This is a genomic window from Aquabacterium fontiphilum, assembly GCF_009909205.1.
Lineage (GTDB): Bacteria > Pseudomonadota > Gammaproteobacteria > Burkholderiales > Burkholderiaceae_C > Aquabacterium > Aquabacterium fontiphilum.
This window is the reverse complement of sequence record NZ_JAAAPN010000002.1, coordinates 146,591-163,244: the sequence shown is the minus strand read 5'-3', so window position 1 is coordinate 163,244 and position 16,654 is coordinate 146,591. Positions and strand designations below refer to the sequence as shown.

Sequence of the window (16,654 nt, the reverse complement as noted above, 5' to 3'; positions counted from 1 at the left end):
TCCTCGAGACGCATGCCCCGCCGCACCCGGGCCTTCGGGTCCGGTGCAGGCGGGGGCTGCGATGAGCGTGGCATTCTCTGCAGATGCCGATGCTCATCCCAGCCTCCCCTGTGCTTCCTTCTCTCCGCCGAAGACCGTCCACGTCCTGACATGACCCGATCCGATCTCGTGGCCAGACTGGCCGAACGCTTTGGCCAGTTGACCCAGCGCGACGCCGAGTTCGCGGTCAAGACCATTCTGGATGCCATGTCCGATGCGCTGGCACGCGGCCACCGCATCGAGATCCGCGGCTTCGGCAGTTTCTCGATCAACCGGCGCCCGCCCCGCATGGGACGCAACCCCCGCTCGGGCGAGCAGGTGCTCATTCCCGAGAAGCTGGTACCCCACTTCAAGCCGGGCAAGGCCTTGCGCGAAGGCGTCGACCGCGACGCCCCGCCCACTGCAGCGGCCTCTGGCCAGGAAGACTGAGACGCATGCGCTCGCTGAACTGGTTGTGGCGCGCAGCCCTCTTTCTGTTGCTGTTTGCCTTCGCTCTGAACAACCAGCATCTGGTGGAGGTACGCTGGTTCCTGGGCTACCGCTGGCAGGCGCCCATGGTGTTCGTGGTGCTCATCGTGTTCGCATTGGGCTGCGTGACCGGGGTGCTGGCCATGTTGCCAAGCTGGTGGCGCCATCGCCGCGGCGCACGCCAGCGCGACCTGTTGCTGCCCGAGCCGGTGGCACCGGCTGACGCCACGACGGGGGAGTCCGCTGCAGGCTTGACGGCCTCGCCGACCACCGCCGAGGCGCCCGCGGAGCTGCCCTTCCCGCCCGATATGCCCGCGCCGCGCAAACCGGCCCGCTGACACCCGATGGACTTCGATTACCAATGGCTGCTGCTGGCGCTGCCGGCCGCCTTCTTTTTTGGCTGGGTGGCTTCACGGCTCGATCTGCGCCAACTCAAGCGCGATGACGCGGCCTCGCCCCAGGCCTACTTCAAGGGGCTGAACCTGCTGCTCAACGAGCAACAGGACAAGGCCATCGACGCCTTCATCGAAGCCGTGCAGCACGACCCGCAGGCGGCTGACCTGCACTTCGCGCTGGGCAACCTGTTTCGCCGTCGCGGCGAGTACGAACGCGCCATCCGCGTTCACCAGCATCTGCTGGCACGCGGCGACCTGCAGCGCGAGGCGCGCGAACGCGCCCAACATGCCCTGGCTCAGGATTTCATGAAGGCGGGCCTGTTCGACCGGGCCGAGGAAGCCTTCAAGGCCCTGGAGGGCACTGCCTTCGCGACCGATGCGCGGCTGGCGCTGCTGTCACTGTACGAGCGCTCGCGCAACTGGCATCCCGCCATCGACGTGGCTCGGCAGCTGGAGTCGGGCGGCACCGGTTCGTTTTCGCAGCGCATGGCTCACCACTGGTGCGAGATCGCCCAGGAGGCCGATGCCCGCGGGCGCGACGAAGAGGCGCAGCAGGCGCTGGACCGCGCACGCGAGGCCGCACCGCAGGCAGCTCGTCCGCTGGTCATGCAGGGCCAACGGCTGCTGCGTCAGCAACGCCATGCCGGGGCCATGCAGGTATGGGACGAGCTGATGGCCCTTCAGCCAGCCGCATTCTCATTGGTGGCCAAGGACTACGCCCAATGCGCCCAGATTCTCGGGCAGGTGCAGGAGGCCCGCACTCGTCTGGCGGCCCTGTACGAGCGGGCCCCCTCGGTGGCCGTGCTGTCGGCCATGAACAGCCTGCAGGATGACCCTGCCCAGCGTCGCCAAGCCATCATGACGCACATCGCGCAGCAACCTTCGTTGTCGGCTGCGCAGGACCTGATCCGCGAGCGGCTGCTCACACATGTGCCGCTGGACGAACCCGAGATCGAGCGGCTGCAGCAGGCGCTGGCCACAGCCGCCAAGCCGTTGCAACGCTACCGCTGCGCGGCCTGTGGCTTCGAAAGCCAGCACCACTTCTGGCAATGCCCAGGCTGCCACGGCTGGGACACCTACCCACCGCGCCGCCTGGAAGAACACTGAGGCGGCTTCGCAGCCGCGAGCTGCGCGTGTCAGTGATGGTGGTGATGCCCGCCGCCTATGCCGGCGCCCGGCCCCTTGGGTTGGGCCGCAGGCTCGGCCCCTCCCTTCATGCCCGCTGAGCCCTGCCCCGCGCGCACGGGCAGGGTCACAGCCTGCTGCACATGCGCACCAGAAGCGTCCTCGAGGTGCAGCTCCACCCGAACCTCGCTGCCCGCTGTCAGTGGCTGTTTCAGTCCCATCAGCATCAGGTGGTGACCACCCGGCTTGAGCACGACGGCCTTGCCCGCCGGCAGCGGCAACCGCTCGACGGCGCGCATGCGCATCACCGAGCCGTCCATGGCCATCTCATGCAGCTCAGTGTCGGTCGCGGCATCGCTGCTGAAGCCCACAAGGGTCAGGTCTCGGCTGGCGCGCAAAGTCATGAATCCGCCCGTGGCGGTCTGTCCTTTCACAGTGGCTCGCACCCAGGCGCCTTCGACCTGTACGGCCGGGGTACTGGTCGCCGCCGGTTTGGTGGCCGCCCCCCCGCGCGCAGGCGCCGACACCAGCACCATCGCACACGCCGCCATCACGGCGGGCCAGACCAGGGAACGGCGAACGAGATCAGTGGACATAAGGGGTCTCCGGAGAAGGGGCCCGCACAACGCAGGCCGAATCGCGCACCAGTCTAGTTCAAGCGCGGCCCGAGGGCTGCCCGCCGCCCCGTCCTGCCGCACGAACTCCCACTCAGCCCCCCGGCAGACCGCGTCTGTACTGGATGGCCTCTGCCATGTGCGCAGCCGTCATCCCCTCGGCCCCGGCCAGATCGGCCACCGTGCGCGCCAGACGGGCTGCGCGGTGGTAAGCACGGCCGGACCACCCCAGACGCTGGCAGGCCGCCGCCAGCAGCCGGGCCGCCTCGGGCGCGGCATCGAGCTGGGCATCCAGTTCAGCGCCGCCCAGCTGGGCATTCAAGCGCCCCTGGCGGGCACGTTGCCGTGCCTGGGCGTCCGCCACCCTTGCCGCCACCACCTCGGTCGCATCGCCCTCGGCCGCGGCCTGCAGCACCTCCGGGGGCACCGCGGGCACCTCGACCTGCACGTCGATGCGGTCCAGCAAAGGCCCGCTCAAGCGCCCCTGGTAGCGGGCAATCTGTTCGGGCGTGCAGCGGCACAGGCGCAGCGGGTTGCCATGGTGGCCGCAAGGACAGGGGTTCATGGCTGCGAGCAGCTGGAACCGCGCCGGAAAGGTCTGCCGGCGTGCGGCCCGCACAATGGCGATGTGACCGGTTTCCAGCGGCTCGCGCAAGGCTTCGAGCGCCGGACGCGGGAACTCGGGCAGTTCGTCGAGAAACAGCACACCGTGGTGTGCCAGCGAGATCTCGCCGGGGCGCGGGGGCACGCCGCCCCCCACCAGCGCCGCAGCCGAGGCCGAGTGATGCGGGGCCCGCGACACCCGGCGACGCCAGCGGTCGGCCTCGAACTGCCCCGCCAGGCTAAGCACAGCGGCCGATTCGAGCGCCTCGTCCTGCGTCAGCGGGGGCAGCAGCCCGGCAAAGCGCTGGGCCAGCATGGACTTGCCCGTACCAGGCGGCCCGACCAGCAAGGCAGAATGGCCACCTGCAGCCGCCACCTCGAGCGCCCGCTTGGCCGCAGACTGCCCCTTGACGTCGCGCCAGCATGGTGCATCCCGCCGCCCAGGCGGCGCCGCGCCGGCCGTCTCGATGCGCACCAGTTCGGCGCCCTGGGCCGCCGCGTCCGGGCGCAGAGCCGCAACCACGTCGGCCAGGTGAGATGCGCCATAGACTGACACGCCCTCCACCAGCGCTGCTTCGACCGCGCTGTCATGCGGCAGCACCAGGCCGGCCGTGACGCCAGACTCGCGCGCCATGGCCAGGGCCATGGGCAAGGCACCCCGTACAGGCCGCAGGGCGCCGCCAAGCGACAACTCGCCGGCGAACACCAGGCCCTGCAAGCGACCCGTGTCGAGCTCGCCCATTGCGGCGAGGATGCCCAACGCAATCGGCAGGTCGAAACGGCCGGACTCCTTGGGCAGATCGGCCGGCGCGAGGCTGACGGTGACCCGCTGGTTGTAGGGAAAAGACAGCCCGCAGTTGCTCAGCGCCGCGCGCACGCGCTCGCGTGCCTCCTTGACCTCGGTATCGGCTAGCCCCACCAGCGTGAACGCCGGCAGGCCATTAGCCAGATGCACTTCAACGGTGACTTCGGGCGCGGACAGCCCGTCCAGGGCCCGGCTGCGGATGATGGCAAGCGACATGGCGGCACATGCTAGCAACCGAGGGCCCGCCCCGCTTCCCCCAGTGGGGCGAGTGGCCAGTGCCCGCACCTCGTTTGCACCAATACGGTGCAAACCGGATCATGAAAAGATCGAGCACGACCAGCGGCACCAAGGTTGTGCAAGGCATCTGCCAAGCCCCCGAGCGGTGCGGCCGCTGCGCCGGCGGCAGCACTGCTCCCCAGATTGGCGCGCTGGCACGCTTCATGCAGTGAACTGTGGGTCCAGTTTTTTGCCAACCTCACCGGAGATACAACCATGAAAATGGTGACCGCCATCGTCAAGCCCTTCAAGCTTGATGAAGTGCGTGAGGCCCTCTCTGCCATCGGCGTGCAGGGCATCACCGTGACCGAAGTCAAAGGCTTCGGCCGCCAGAAAGGCCACACCGAGCTGTACCGTGGCGCGGAGTACGTGGTCGATTTCCTGCCCAAGGTCAAAATCGAAGCGGCCGTCGATGAAGCCATCGTCGACCGGGTTGTCGAAGCCATCGAAGCGTCGGCCCGCACCGGCAAGATCGGCGACGGCAAGATCTTCGTGACCGCACTCGAGCAGGTCATCCGCATCCGGACCGGCGAAACCGGCAAGGACGCGCTCTGACCGCCCCCACCTCCGTTTCTAGACTGAACCTTACAAGAGGCATTTCATGAGAAAACTCCTTGCGTCCATCGCAGTGGGGCTCGCGGCTTTCGGCTGGATGGGCACATCCTTCGCCCAGGACGCCGAGGCATCCGCTCCCGAAGCCGTGTCGGCCCCCGCCGTCGAAGCCGTTGCTACAGAGTCGCCAGCTGGGGAAGCCCTGGCAGCCACCACCGAAGCCGCGCCGACCGTCGACAAGGGTGACGTGGCCTGGATGATGGTCTCCACCCTGCTGGTCATCCTGATGGTGATCCCCGGCCTGGCGCTGTTCTACGGTGGCCTGGTGCGCAGCAAGAACATGCTGTCGGTGCTGATGCAGGTGATGGTGGTCTTCTCGCTGATCTCGGTGCTGTGGGCCGTCTATGGCTACAGCCTTGCATTCGGCGGCGAAGGCCTGATCATCGGTGACCTGTCCAAGGTCTTCCTGAGCGGCGTCACGGTCGACTCGCTGGCCGACACCTTCACCGACAACGTGAAGATCCCCGAGTTCATCTTCATCGCCTTCCAGTGCACCTTCGCAGGCATCACCTGCGCGCTGATCGTCGGCTCGTTCGCCGAGCGCATCAAGTTCGGTGCCGTCATGCTGTTCTCGGTGCTGTGGTTCACCTTCAGCTACCTGCCGATCGCCCACATGGTGTGGGGCGCTGGCGGCTACCTGCTGGACAAGGGCGCGCTGGACTTCGCCGGCGGCACCGTGGTGCACATCAACGCTGCGGTGGCGGGCCTGGTGGGCGCCTACATGGTGGGCAAGCGCATTGGCTACGGCAAGGAAGCCTTCACTCCGCACTCGCTGACGCTGACCATGGTGGGCGCCTCGCTGCTGTGGGTGGGCTGGTTCGGCTTCAACGCTGGCTCCAACCTGGAATCCAACGGTGGCGCGACCCTGGCCTTCATCAACACGCTGATGGCCACTGCCGCAGCCGTGCTGGCCTGGTGTGTGGGTGAGTCGCTGCTCAAGGGCAAGGCGTCGATGCTGGGTGCGGCCTCGGGTGCCGTGGCTGGTCTGGTCGCCATCACCCCGGCTTGCGGCTCGGTGGGCCCGATGGGCGGCATCGTGATCGGTCTGGCTTCGGGCTTCCTGTGCCTGTGGGGCGTGTCCGGTCTGAAGAAGATGCTGGGCGCAGACGACTCGCTGGACGTGTTCGGTGTTCACGGCGTGGGCGGCATCGTCGGCGCACTGCTGACCGGTGTGTTCGCAGCCCCCGGCCTGGGTGGCACGGGTGCCGAAGACTTCTCGATCGCCTCGCAGCTGCTGATCCAGGCTGAAGGTGTCGTGATCACCATCATCTGGTCGGGTGTGGTGGCCGCCATCGCCTACAAGATCGTCGACCTGGTGATTGGCCTGCGCGTGTCGGAAGAAGAAGAGCGTGAAGGTCTGGACATCACCTCGCACGGCGAAACCGCCTATCACAAGTGATGCCATGATGAGTTGACGCCCCATGCGTCACGGGAAGGCCGCCTTCGGGCGGCCTTTTTCTTGGGCTTTCCCTAGAATGGGGGCTCAACGTCTGCAAATGCGTCCATGGTTCCTCATCTCATCACCGCGCTGACCGGCCCGATCAACGAGCTGGAGCAGCGCCTGCTCGAATCCATGCCGGCCATCGAACGCTGGTTCCGCCTGGAGTGGATGGAGCACACCCCACCGTTCTACACCTCGGTCGACCTGCGCAACGCCGGCTTCAAGCTGGCCCCCGTCGACACGAACCTGTACCCCGGCGGCTTCAACAACCTGACGCAGGAAATGATGCCGCTGGCCGTGCAGGCCGCGATGGCCGCGATCGAGAAGATCTGCCCCGAGGCCAAGAACCTGCTGCTCATACCCGAGCGGCACACCCGCAACACGTTCTATCTGATGAACGTGGCGCGCCTGATGCAGATCTTCACGCTGGCGGGCCTGAACGTGCGCCTGGGCACGCTGGACGAGACCATCACCGAGCCCACCGACCTCAGCCTGCCCGATGGCAGCACGCTGACGCTGGAGCCGCTGATTCGCACGCGCCACCGCCTGGGCCTCAAGCACTTTGACCCCTGCACCATCCTGCTCAACAACGACCTGTCGGCCGGCATCCCCGATGTGCTGCGCGGGCTGCATGAGCAATACCTGCTGCCACCGCTGCACGCGGGCTGGGCCGTGCGCCGCAAGAGCCAGCACTTCTCTGCCTACGAAGAGGTGGCCAAGAAGTTCGCCAAGCTCATGGGCATGGACCCCTGGCTGATCAACCCAATGTACGCCGTCTGCGACGAAGTCGACTTCCAGCAAGGCACCGGCATGGACTGCCTGCAGAGCCAGGTCGATGCCATGCTCAACAAGGTGCGCCGCAAGTACAAGGAATACGGCATCAACGAGAAGCCGTTCGTCGTCGTCAAGGCCGACAACGGCACCTACGGCATGGGCATCATGACCGTGCGCGACGCCAAGGACATGGTGGACCTCAACCGGCGCACCCGGAACAAGATGTCGGTGGTCAAGGACGGCCAGGAGGTCAGCAAGGTGCTCATCCAGGAAGGCGTGCCCACCTACGAGCAGATCAACGATGCCGTGGCCGAGCCGGTCGTCTACATGATCGACCGATATGTGGTGGGCGGCTTCTACCGCGTGCACGCCGAGCGCGGCATCGACGAGAACCTCAACGCCCCGGGGTCGAGCTTTGTGCCGCTGGCTTTTGCCGAACCCAGCCAGTTGCCCCGTCCGGGCGTGAAGCCTGGCGCCAGCGCCCCCAACCGCTTCTACATGTACGGGGTGATTGCGCGACTGGCGATGCTGGCCGCGAGCTACGAACTGGAAGCGACCGACCCGGACGCCGAAACCTACACCTGAGGCGAGGACACGGGTTCGCCCGGAAAGTGCGCCGAACAGGCGCAAAATGGCGACCTCACCGACTCGCTCCCTGATCTGTGCAGCACCCCGAACAAGCTTCCATGCGCGGCAAGCAGTTGGCCGCCTTGACCCTGGGGGCCATTGGCGTCGTCTACGGCGACATCGGAACCAGCCCCCTGTACGCGTTCAAGGAGGTGTTCGCGCACGGCCGGCTGCCGCTGACCCCCGAGAACATCCTGGGCATCCTGTCGCTGATGTTCTGGACGCTGACGGTCATCGTGTCGCTGAAATACGTCACGTTGATCCTCCGCGCTGACAACAACGGCGAAGGCGGTCTGGTGGCCATGCTGGCGCTGGCCTCCACGGCCGTGAAGGACAAGCCGGCCATGCGCAATCGCCTGCTGGCGCTGGGCATCTTCGGCACGGCGATCTTCTTCGGCGATGGGGTCATCACCCCGGCCATCTCGGTGTTGTCGGCCGTCGAGGGCCTGGAAGTGGCTGCGCCCGGTCTGGAGCGCTTCGTGGTGCCTGTCACGCTGGTGGTGCTGACCGCCCTCTTCGTGGTCCAGAAGCACGGCACGGGCGGCATCGGCAAGTTCTTCGGACCGATCACGCTGCTGTGGTTCTTGGTGCTGGCCGTGCTGGGCCTGATCCACATCAGCCGCAACCCGGCGGTGCTGGTGGCGATGAGCCCGCACATGGCACTGGGCTTCATCCTGGATCACCCGGGCCTGGCCTTTCTGTCGCTGGGCGCCATCATCCTGTGCGCCACCGGGGCCGAGGCCCTGTATGCCGACATGGGCCATTTCGGCAAGAAGCCCATCCGCCTGGCCTGGTTCGGCCTGGTCATGCCGGCTTTGGTGCTCAACTACTTCGGGCAAGGCGCCATGCTGCTGGCCCACCCCGAGAACGTGGGCAACCCGTTCTACGAGATGGCGCCCCGCTGGGGCCTGTACCCGCTGGTGGGGCTGGCCACTTGCGCCACGGTGATCGCTTCGCAGGCGCTGATCTCGGCGGCTTTCTCGGTCACCAAGCAGGTGGTACAACTGGGTTACATGCCCCGCCTGCGGCTGCTGCACACCTCGGTCAATGAAACGGGCCAGGTCTACATCCCATTCGTGAACTGGACGCTGTACGGCTGTATCGTGCTGGCGGTGGTGTTCTTCGGCTCAAGCTCCAAGCTGGCCGCCGCCTACGGCATCACGGTCACGATCGACATGCTGATCACGACGATCATGACCTTCTTCGTGATTCGCTACGCCTGGAAGATGGCCCTGCCCCTGTGCATTCTGGCCACCGGCTTCTTCTTCGTGATCGACCTGCTGTTCTTCTCGGCCAACGTGCTGAAGATCGCCGACGGCGGCTGGTTCCCGCTGATGATCGGCGCCATCATGTTCACGCTGATGATGACCTGGCGTGACGGGCGCCATCTGCTCAGCGAGCGCCTGCGCTCGGACGCGATCGAGCTCAAGCCTTTCCTGGAGGCCGTGTTCATCAGCCCGCCCCAGCGCGTCAGCGGCACGGCCGTCTTTCTGAACGCCGACGCGGGCACCACGCCCAACGCGCTGCTGCACAACCTCAAACACAACAAGGTGCTGCACCAGCAGAACCTGTTCGTGACCGTGAAATCGCACGAGGTGCCGTGGATCGGCTTCGACAAGCGCGTCGAGGTCGAATCGCTGGGCCACAACTGCTGGCAGATCATGCTGCACTTCGGCTTCAAGAACGAGCCCGATGTCCCCGAGGCTTTGAAGCTGCTCAAGCACCAGGGCATCCAGATCGACGAGATGGAAACCAGCTACTTCCTCTCGCGTGACATCGTGATCCCGTCGATCGGGCGCGGCATGGCGCCGTGGCGAGAGAAGCTGTTTGCCAGCATGCACCGCAATGCCGCCGGCATCGCGGACTTCCTGAGCCTGCCGACCAACCGCGTCGTGGAACTGGGCTCGAAGGTGGAGCTCTGACCCAGCGTGCCGCGACCGCCTGGGCTGCCGTCGCGCGCGACACCTCGCCCGCGGCGGTGGCGGCGGGCTTCGTGGCCACACTGGTGGGCTTCACCAGCACGATTGCCCTGATCTTTCACGCCGCCCGCTCGCTGGGGGGCACGCCCGATCAGGTCACCTCGTGGGTCTTCGCGCTGGGGCTGGGCATGGGGCTGGCGTCCATCGGGCTGTCGCTGTGGACCCGTATCCCCGTGCTCGTGACCTGGTCCACACCCGGGGCCGCCGTCATAGCGAGTGCGGCCACGGGCGTGAGCCTCAACGAGGCCGTGGGCGCGTTTCTCGTGTGTGGCGTGTTGATGTGGCTCAGCGGGGTGACAGGCTGGTTTGCACGCGTCATGGACCGCATCCCGCTGGCGCTGGCTGCCAGCCTGCTGGCGGGCATCCTCGCCAAGTTTGCGCTGCTGTCGTTCGCTGGCGCCACGGCGCAGCCCACGCTGGTCATCAGCATGCTGCTGATCTACCTCGCGGGCAAGCGGCTGTGGCCGCGTTACGCGGTGCTGGGCGTCCTCGTGTGTGGCACCGCGGTGGCAGCATGGCAAGGCCTGCTGGACACCTCCCAGATGAGCGTGCAGTTCGCGCAGCCGGTATGGATCACACCGGCTTGGTCCTGGCAGGCCGTGCTCGGCATGGGGCTGCCGCTGTTCATCGTGACCATGGCCTCGCAGGCCGTGCCCGGCGTGTCAGCCATCCGCGTGATGGGCTACACCCCGCCGGTGTCCGCTTTGATGAGCTGGTCGGGCCTCGTCACTGTGCTGCTGGCGCCCTTTGGCGGCTACGCCTTCAATCTGGCTGCCATCACGGCGGCCATCGTGCTCAACCCGCACGCCCATGCCGACCCGGCGCGCCGCTACACCGCAGCCGTCTGGGCAGGCGTGTTCTACCTGATGATGGCCCTGCTGGGCGGGGCCGTGGCCGGCCTTCTGGCAGCCTTTCCGGCCGAGCTGATCATGGGCGTGGCCGGTCTGGCCCTGCTGGGCACGATCGCCAACGGCCTGGCCACCTCGCTGGCGGCGCCTGCCACGCGCGAGGCGGCCATCGTGACGTTTCTGGTCACGCTGTCGGGCGTGACGCTGCTCGGCGTGGGCTCGGCCTTCTGGGGGCTGGTGGCCGGCGCGCTGACGCTGTTCGTGGAACACTATCGGGCCCGGCACAACGAGCCGACCGACACCCCGTGAACCATGAAGCTGCTCTTTATTGCTGACCCGCTCGACACCTTCAAAACCCACAAGGACAGCACCTTCGCGATGATGCGCGAGGCGGCCACCCGGGGCCACGAACTGTGGGCTTGCGAGCCGCGTGAGCTGGTTTGGCGGCGCGGCAGCCAGGTGAGCACGCGGGCACGCCGCATCCAGCTGACAGGCGACGCGCACGACTGGTATGACGAGATGGACGCCACCGAACTGGCGCTGTGTCAGACCGATGCCGTGCTGATGCGCAAAGATCCACCGTTCGATGCGGAGTACCTTTACGCGACCCACCTGCTCACCCAGGCCGAGCGCGAGGGTGCCCGGGTCTTCAACCGGCCCGAGGCGCTGCGCGCCCACCCGGAGAAGCTGGCCATCATGGAGTTTCCCGAACACATCGCGCCCACGCTGGTCACGCGCGAGATCGCGGCCATCCGCGCCTTCCACGACCAGCATCGCGACATCATCCTCAAGCCGCTGGATGGCATGGGGGGCATGGGCATCTTCCGCGTGAAGGACGACGGGCTGAACCTGGGCAGCATCGCCGAGACCCTCACGCACGACGGGCAACAGACCATCATGGTGCAGGCCTTTCTGCCCGCCATTGCGGAGGGCGACAAGCGCGTGCTGCTGATCAATGGCGAACCGGTGCCCTACGCGCTGGCCCGCATCCCGCAGGGTGGCGAAGTGCGCGGCAACCTGGCGGCAGGCGGCAAAGGTGTGGCCCAGCCGCTGGGCGAGGCCGACCGCGCGATCGCCATGCACCTCGGCCCCATCCTGGCTGCGCGCGGCCTGCTGCTGGTGGGGCTGGACATCATCGGCGACCGGCTGACCGAAATCAACGTGACCAGCCCGACCTGTTTCCAGGAGATCACCGATCAGACGGGCTTCAACGTGGCGCAGCGATTTGTGGACGCGCTGGAAGCGGCCGCCGCCGCCGCAAGCTGAACCGGTTCAGTCCGGGCGGGTGCCCAACTGACCAAGCAAGCCCAGGCGACTGGCCTCATAGACAGCTTCACTGCGCGAATGCACCGCCAGCTTGCCGTAGAGCTTCTTGATGTAGGTCTGCACCGTGTGGACGGTGATGCCCTGCTGGCGTGCAATCTCGGCGTACGAGAACCCCCGCGCGATGTAGCCCAGCACCTCCTGTTCGCGCGGACTGAGCGTGACGCCAAGTGCGGGGACCGATGGACCGGACGCCGGCTCGCTGCGGGGCGTGGCCGGCGGGCTGTCGCCCGCCCTCGGCTGCATGCGGCGCAGCAGATGGCGTGCGATCATGGGCGAGATGGGCGACGCACCGCGCTTGACCGCCAACAGCGTCTCGGCGATGTCCGTCGCCTCGTCATCCTTGTGCACGTAACCCACGGCACCCGCCTCGATGCTCGCCACGACGTTCTCTTCGTCACCGAACATCGACACGACCAGCATGTCGCAGGCTGGCCAATGGCGGCGCACGAGGTGCATCAGATCCAGCCCACTTCCATCCGGAAGACCCAGATCGACCAGCAGCAGATCGGCACCCTGCCTTGCAAACCAGGCACGCGCCGGCGCCAGGGTGCCAAATGAGGCAGCCAACTGCAGTCGCGGATGAGCCAGCACGCACTGCTCGAGGAAGTGGCGCGTGTGCGCATTGTCCTCGACCACCACCACGCGCCAGGCGCTTGCGGAAACGTCCGTCATGCCGCCGAGGATAAACCACGCCAGTCGCTGGCCTGCCACGGCAGCGTCAACCTCAGCTCCAGCCCCCCCTGCGCAGGGCGCAGGAAAGTCAGACGCGCACCGATCACGGCCGCCCGCCCCACCATGCTCTGAAGCCCTTGCCCGCGCGGATGCTCGTCCGTCAAGCCGCTGCCGTTGTCGATCAGGCTGAGGTCCAGCAACCCTCCCTCCAGCCTCGCCGTCAGCACCAGCCGCGTGGCGCCCGAATGCTGCAACACGTTCGACAGACCTTCGAAGAGGATGTACTGCAAGTGGCGCAGGACGGGGGGCGTACCCAGCGGCCAGGCGGCCAGCTCGGGCACATCCCACACCAGTTCGATGCCGGCGGCCTTCAGGCGCGGCGTCATGCGGAAGCGCAAGCTGGCCAGCAGGCCGACCACATCACCGGGCTGCAGATGCATGGCATCGATGGACAGCTTGAGCTGGTCGAGCGAATCGCGCAACGTCTGCGTCACCAGCGGCAAATCAACCGGCTCGCCGGTCGATGACTGGAGCTGCCGAAGTGCAGAACTCAAATGGGCGCCAACGCCGTCGTGCATGTCCTTGAGAATGCGGCTGCGCTCGGCCGACACGGCCTGGGCCCGCTCCATGGCCGCCAGGCGCGCAAAGCTGTCACGCAGTTCGCGCTCGCGCTGCGCCACACGGGCCGTCAGCGTGCGGTTCAGCTCACGCAAGGCCCGCCGTGAACGGCTGTAGTCGCCAGCCAAGGTGATGAAGATGCAGCACACGTTCAGGGGCGCGATGAAGGGCAGCACGTAGACGGCATCAAACGCGGCCCAGCCCAGCTGGATGGCCACATCGTGCGTGGCCGCTCCGATCATCAGCACCGTGCCCAGCAGCAGCCACAGCCCATCTTTGATGCGATGGCGCACGATGTGGGCAGCGGCACGCGCAAAACCGGACAGGGCCAGCACGTAGATCACCGCAAAGATCAGGCCCATGGTGCGTGCAGAAGGCGCCAGCAACGCGGCGGCAGGCGCCACCACGATCATCAGTTGCGCCACGCGCTCGGGCCACACCACCCGCCCACCCGGATAGCGGTGGTAGTACAGGCAGATCATCAAGAGTGACCAGGCCACCAGGAAGAACGCCAGGTTCTCCCACAACACCAGCGGGGTGAGGGGGTTGGGCGTGACCATGACCGTCGTTCCCAGACTCCACATCAGAGCCGCAGCGCTGATGTAGCCGGTGGGCAGCTGCTCGCGGTCGCGCAGCCAGACGATGGCCATCACGATGCCGAGCGCGAACAGGCCGATATTGGCCACAAGCACGCCGTCGGCCTGCACCCATCGACGCTGTCCCTGCCGTTCGGCCAGCAGCGCGGCCGGCCCGATCTCGATGGGTGCGAGCCCGTGGCGGCTCACGTAGCCGCTGGCCACGCGCACGTAAATGGTGTTCTCGCCCGGCTGCCACGCGCTCGACGGGACGTTCACCAGCAGGGGCACATACCAGTTGCGCGTGACGGGCTCGACCATGGAACCGGTGTAGGCCATGGCCACCCCATTGACCCATACCTGGGCATTCATCACCGCACGTGGCAGATAGACCGCCCAGGTGTCCGTGGGCACCTGATCCAGGCGGACGCGAAAGCGATACCACATGGTGCCGCGATAACCGGGATGGGTCTGCTCCCACTCATGCGGCAGCCGGGTGTGCAACCACGGAGCCTCGACATCGGGTGGCCGCCCGCCGGCGCCGACGACCACGCAGGCCTCGCCGAGCACCGACACGCCCGACACCGGCACACGGACCGCCGGGCTGAGCGCCGCTGCACCGTGGGCCGCTGGCGCAGGCGCGTGGGGGTGTGCACTGGCGTGAACGCTGGCGTCCGGCTGGGGATGCACGTGGGCGTACACAGCCACCGGCCATGTGACCACGAGCCACAAGCAGCACAGCACGGCCATGCACCAGGCCCCACCGCGCGCAGCCCGTCGCCACCGTGGCAAGGAGAGAGCCCACCACGCACACATGGCGCGCATTGTCGCCGCTTCGACCTCGGTGGTCAGCCCCCCGAGCCGATGGGGACGAAACCGGTCAGCCCGCGGTTCGGCGCGACAATGGCGGCCAACCCGCGCTGCTTTCGGCGAAATTTTCACATTGCGACATGGCTTTGCTCACCCTCTCTCGCGCCTGCCTGGCTTTCGGCCACGTGGCCCTGCTCGACCACACCGATCTGGCGCTGGAGCCGGGCGAGCGTGTCGGGCTGATCGGCCGCAACGGCACGGGCAAGTCATCGCTGCTGAAGATCGTGGCCGGCCTTGAGAAGCCCGACGACGGCGACATCCAGCGTCAGGCCGGTCTGCGCCTCGAGTACGTCCCGCAAGAGCCTACCTTTGCCGACGGCGCCACGGTGTTCGATGCCGTCAGCGACGGGCTGGCTGACGTGAAGGCCTTGCGCATGCGCTTTGAAGCCCACGCACCCGGTGAAGATCTGGACGCGCTGCAGACCGCCATCGAGGCACGCAATGGCTGGAACTGGGAGCAGCGCGTCGACGAAACGCTGCAGCGCCTGCGGCTGGATGCCAGCCTGCGCATCGATGGGCTTTCGGGCGGCACGCGCAAGCGCGTCGCCCTGGCTCGCGCGCTCGTGGCCGCGCCCGATGTGCTGCTGCTCGACGAGCCCACCAACCACCTCGATCTGGATGCGATCGCCTGGCTCGAAGACCTGCTGCAGGGCTTCAAAGGCACGGTGATGCTGATCTCGCACGACCGCGCGTTTCTGGATGCCGTGTGCACCCGCATCGTCGAACTCGACCGGGGCGTGCTGCGCAGCTACCCCGGCAACTTCGCGGCCTACGAACAGCTCAAGGCCCAGCAGTTGCACGACGAAAGCCTGGCCAACGCCCGTTTCGACAAGCTGCTGGCGCAGGAAGAGATCTGGATCCGCAAGGGCGTGGAGGCCCGCCGCACGCGCAGCGTGGCCCGTATCAAGCGGCTGGAAGGCCTGCGCGAAGCCCGGGCCACCCGCCGCGACGTCGTGGGCCGCGCCAAGCTGGAAGTGGCCCAGGGTGAGCGCGGCGGCAAGATCGTCGCCGAGCTCGACCAGGTCAGCAAACGCTTTGGCGAACGCGTCATCGTCCGGGACTTCAGTGCCACCATCCTGCGCGGCGACAAGGTCGGCCTGATCGGCCCCAACGGCGCCGGCAAGACCACGCTGCTCAAGCTGATCCTGGGCGAGCTGCAGCCCGATGCGGGCACCGTGCGGCAGGGCACCAACCTGCAGGTGGCCTACTTCGATCAGATGCGCGACCAGCTCGATCTGGATGCCTCGCTGGCCGACTTCATCAGCCCGGGCAGCGAGTGGATCGAGATCAACGGCACGCGCAAGCACGTGATGGGCTATCTCGGCGACTTCCTGTTCTCGCCACAGCGGGCCAATTCGCCGGTGCGCACACTCAGCGGCGGAGAACGCAACCGGCTGCTGCTGGCGCGGCTGTTCGCCCGACCGGCCAATGTGCTGGTGCTGGACGAACCCACCAACGATCTCGACATCGACACGCTCGACCTGCTTGAAGAGCTGCTGGCCGACTATCCCGGGACGGTGTTCCTGGTCAGCCACGACCGCCGCTTTCTGGACAACGTGGTCACCAGCACCATCGTGGCCGAAGGCGATGGCCGCTGGCGCGAGTACGAAGGCAGCGTGGAAGACTGGCTGACCCAGTCGCGCCGTGCGCAAGCGCTCGCCACGCGTTCCGATGGCGGCGCAGCCGCTGCGGCGGTCCGACCGCCCTCCGTGTCACCGACCCCGGCGACCACCGACACACCGGCGGCCGCAAAGCCCCGCAAGCTCAGCTACAAGGAACAGCGTGAGCTCGACACCCTGCCCGAGCGCATCGACGCGCTGGAAACCGAGCAGAAGGCGCTCAACGCGCGGCTGGCCGACCCGGACGCCTACCGCAAGGAAGGCGCCAAAGTGGCGGAACTGCACGAGCGCGTTCAGGCCATCGACGAAGAGCTGATGACCTTGCTGGAACGCTGGGAAGCCCTGAGCACCCGCGCCTGATTCGCTGC

At 67.1% G+C, this 16,654-nt stretch carries 14 protein-coding genes; 10 read left to right on the top strand and 4 right to left on the bottom strand.

Annotation, left to right across the window (positions count from 1 at the left end; translation table 11 throughout):
* Positions 1-150 precede the first annotated feature (150 nt).
* From GTZ97_RS02800 to lapB, 3 genes are read left to right on the top strand one after another with little or no spacing between them, the layout of a single operon-like run.
* Complete coding sequence (locus GTZ97_RS02800; RefSeq protein WP_161648999.1) at positions 151-468, top strand: integration host factor subunit beta; 318 nt, start codon at positions 151-153, stop codon at positions 466-468.
* A gap of 5 nt (positions 469-473) precedes the next feature.
* Positions 474-845: a LapA family protein gene (locus GTZ97_RS02795; RefSeq protein ID WP_161648998.1), complete on the top strand. Its 372-nt coding sequence runs from the start codon at positions 474-476 to the stop codon at positions 843-845.
* A 6-nt stretch (positions 846-851) separates the two neighbouring features.
* Positions 852-2,009, top strand: coding sequence for a lipopolysaccharide assembly protein LapB (gene lapB, locus GTZ97_RS02790; RefSeq protein ID WP_161648997.1), 1,158 nt, complete (start codon positions 852-854; stop codon positions 2,007-2,009).
* A gap of 29 nt (positions 2,010-2,038) precedes the next feature.
* Here the strand turns inward: lapB and GTZ97_RS02785 are convergent, their stop codons facing one another.
* Together GTZ97_RS02785 and GTZ97_RS02780 are read right to left on the bottom strand one after the other, a co-directional pair.
* A complete protein-coding gene (locus GTZ97_RS02785; protein ID WP_236650979.1) occupies positions 2,039-2,623 on the bottom strand; it encodes a copper chaperone PCu(A)C in 585 nt (194 codons plus the stop codon).
* A gap of 112 nt (positions 2,624-2,735) precedes the next feature.
* A complete protein-coding gene (locus tag GTZ97_RS02780; protein ID WP_161648996.1) occupies positions 2,736-4,265 on the bottom strand; it encodes a YifB family Mg chelatase-like AAA ATPase in 1,530 nt (509 codons plus the stop codon).
* Positions 4,266-4,541: 276 nt separating this feature from the next.
* On the opposite strand from GTZ97_RS02780, the gene GTZ97_RS02775 reads away from it, so the two are divergent.
* From GTZ97_RS02775 to gshB, 6 genes are all read left to right on the top strand, one after another.
* Complete coding sequence (locus GTZ97_RS02775) at positions 4,542-4,880, top strand: P-II family nitrogen regulator (RefSeq protein WP_161648995.1); 339 nt, start codon at positions 4,542-4,544, stop codon at positions 4,878-4,880.
* Positions 4,881-4,926: 46 nt separating this feature from the next.
* Positions 4,927-6,336 carry an ammonium transporter gene (locus tag GTZ97_RS02770; RefSeq protein WP_161648994.1) on the top strand — a complete coding sequence of 470 codons (1,410 nt, stop codon included), beginning with the start codon at positions 4,927-4,929 and terminating at the stop codon, positions 6,334-6,336.
* A 105-nt stretch (positions 6,337-6,441) separates the two neighbouring features.
* Positions 6,442-7,737 (top strand): glutamate--cysteine ligase, encoded by a 1,296-nt coding sequence (gshA, locus tag GTZ97_RS02765; RefSeq protein WP_161648993.1) that lies wholly within the window; start codon positions 6,442-6,444, stop codon positions 7,735-7,737.
* 101 nt (positions 7,738-7,838) lie between these two features.
* Positions 7,839-9,701 carry a potassium transporter Kup gene (locus GTZ97_RS02760; RefSeq protein WP_161648992.1) on the top strand — a complete coding sequence of 621 codons (1,863 nt, stop codon included), beginning with the start codon at positions 7,839-7,841 and terminating at the stop codon, positions 9,699-9,701.
* Entirely contained in the window at positions 9,698-10,915 is a 1,218-nt protein-coding gene (locus tag GTZ97_RS02755) for a benzoate/H(+) symporter BenE family transporter (protein ID WP_161649172.1), read from the top strand. The genes GTZ97_RS02760 and GTZ97_RS02755 overlap by 4 nt, the downstream gene beginning before the upstream one ends.
* Before the next feature lie 3 nt (positions 10,916-10,918).
* Complete coding sequence (gene gshB, locus GTZ97_RS02750; protein WP_161648991.1) at positions 10,919-11,872, top strand: glutathione synthase; 954 nt, start codon at positions 10,919-10,921, stop codon at positions 11,870-11,872.
* A 6-nt stretch (positions 11,873-11,878) separates the two neighbouring features.
* On the opposite strand, the gene GTZ97_RS02745 is transcribed toward gshB, so the two are convergent.
* Both GTZ97_RS02745 and GTZ97_RS02740 read right to left on the bottom strand, forming a co-directional pair.
* Positions 11,879-12,604, bottom strand: coding sequence for a response regulator (locus tag GTZ97_RS02745; protein WP_161648990.1), 726 nt, complete (start codon positions 12,602-12,604; stop codon positions 11,879-11,881).
* Positions 12,601-14,613: a sensor histidine kinase gene (locus GTZ97_RS02740; protein ID WP_161648989.1), complete on the bottom strand. Its 2,013-nt coding sequence runs from the start codon at positions 14,611-14,613 to the stop codon at positions 12,601-12,603. Before GTZ97_RS02740 ends, GTZ97_RS02745 begins: the two co-directional genes overlap by 4 nt.
* Before the next feature lie 134 nt (positions 14,614-14,747).
* Here GTZ97_RS02740 and GTZ97_RS02735 point away from each other — a divergent pair, with 134 nt between their 5' ends.
* A complete protein-coding gene (locus GTZ97_RS02735; RefSeq protein WP_161648988.1) occupies positions 14,748-16,646 on the top strand; it encodes an ATP-binding cassette domain-containing protein in 1,899 nt (632 codons plus the stop codon).
* Positions 16,647-16,654 lie beyond the last annotated feature (8 nt).

What these genes read in the sequence shown, in the direction of transcription:
- gshA (WP_161648993.1), top strand. Translation starts at nt 6,442, where the DNA reads ATGGTTCCTCATCTCATCACCGCGCTGACCGGCCCGATCAACGAGCTG.
- GTZ97_RS02760 (WP_161648992.1), top strand. Translation starts at nt 7,839, where the DNA reads ATGCGCGGCAAGCAGTTGGCCGCCTTGACCCTGGGGGCCATTGGCGTC.
- gshB (WP_161648991.1), top strand. Translation starts at nt 10,919, where the DNA reads ATGAAGCTGCTCTTTATTGCTGACCCGCTCGACACCTTCAAAACCCAC.
- GTZ97_RS02735 (WP_161648988.1), top strand. Translation starts at nt 14,748, where the DNA reads ATGGCTTTGCTCACCCTCTCTCGCGCCTGCCTGGCTTTCGGCCACGTG.
- GTZ97_RS02795 (WP_161648998.1), top strand. Translation starts at nt 474, where the DNA reads ATGCGCTCGCTGAACTGGTTGTGGCGCGCAGCCCTCTTTCTGTTGCTG.
- GTZ97_RS02745 (WP_161648990.1), bottom strand. Translation starts at nt 12,604, where the DNA reads ATGACGGACGTTTCCGCAAGCGCCTGGCGCGTGGTGGTGGTCGAGGAC.
- GTZ97_RS02800 (WP_161648999.1), top strand. Translation starts at nt 151, where the DNA reads ATGACCCGATCCGATCTCGTGGCCAGACTGGCCGAACGCTTTGGCCAG.
- GTZ97_RS02775 (WP_161648995.1), top strand. Translation starts at nt 4,542, where the DNA reads ATGAAAATGGTGACCGCCATCGTCAAGCCCTTCAAGCTTGATGAAGTG.
- lapB (WP_161648997.1), top strand. Translation starts at nt 852, where the DNA reads ATGGACTTCGATTACCAATGGCTGCTGCTGGCGCTGCCGGCCGCCTTC.
- GTZ97_RS02780 (WP_161648996.1), bottom strand. Translation starts at nt 4,265, where the DNA reads ATGTCGCTTGCCATCATCCGCAGCCGGGCCCTGGACGGGCTGTCCGCG.
- GTZ97_RS02770 (WP_161648994.1), top strand. Translation starts at nt 4,927, where the DNA reads ATGAGAAAACTCCTTGCGTCCATCGCAGTGGGGCTCGCGGCTTTCGGC.
- GTZ97_RS02740 (WP_161648989.1), bottom strand. Translation starts at nt 14,613, where the DNA reads ATGTGTGCGTGGTGGGCTCTCTCCTTGCCACGGTGGCGACGGGCTGCG.
- GTZ97_RS02785 (WP_236650979.1), bottom strand. Translation starts at nt 2,623, where the DNA reads ATGTCCACTGATCTCGTTCGCCGTTCCCTGGTCTGGCCCGCCGTGATG.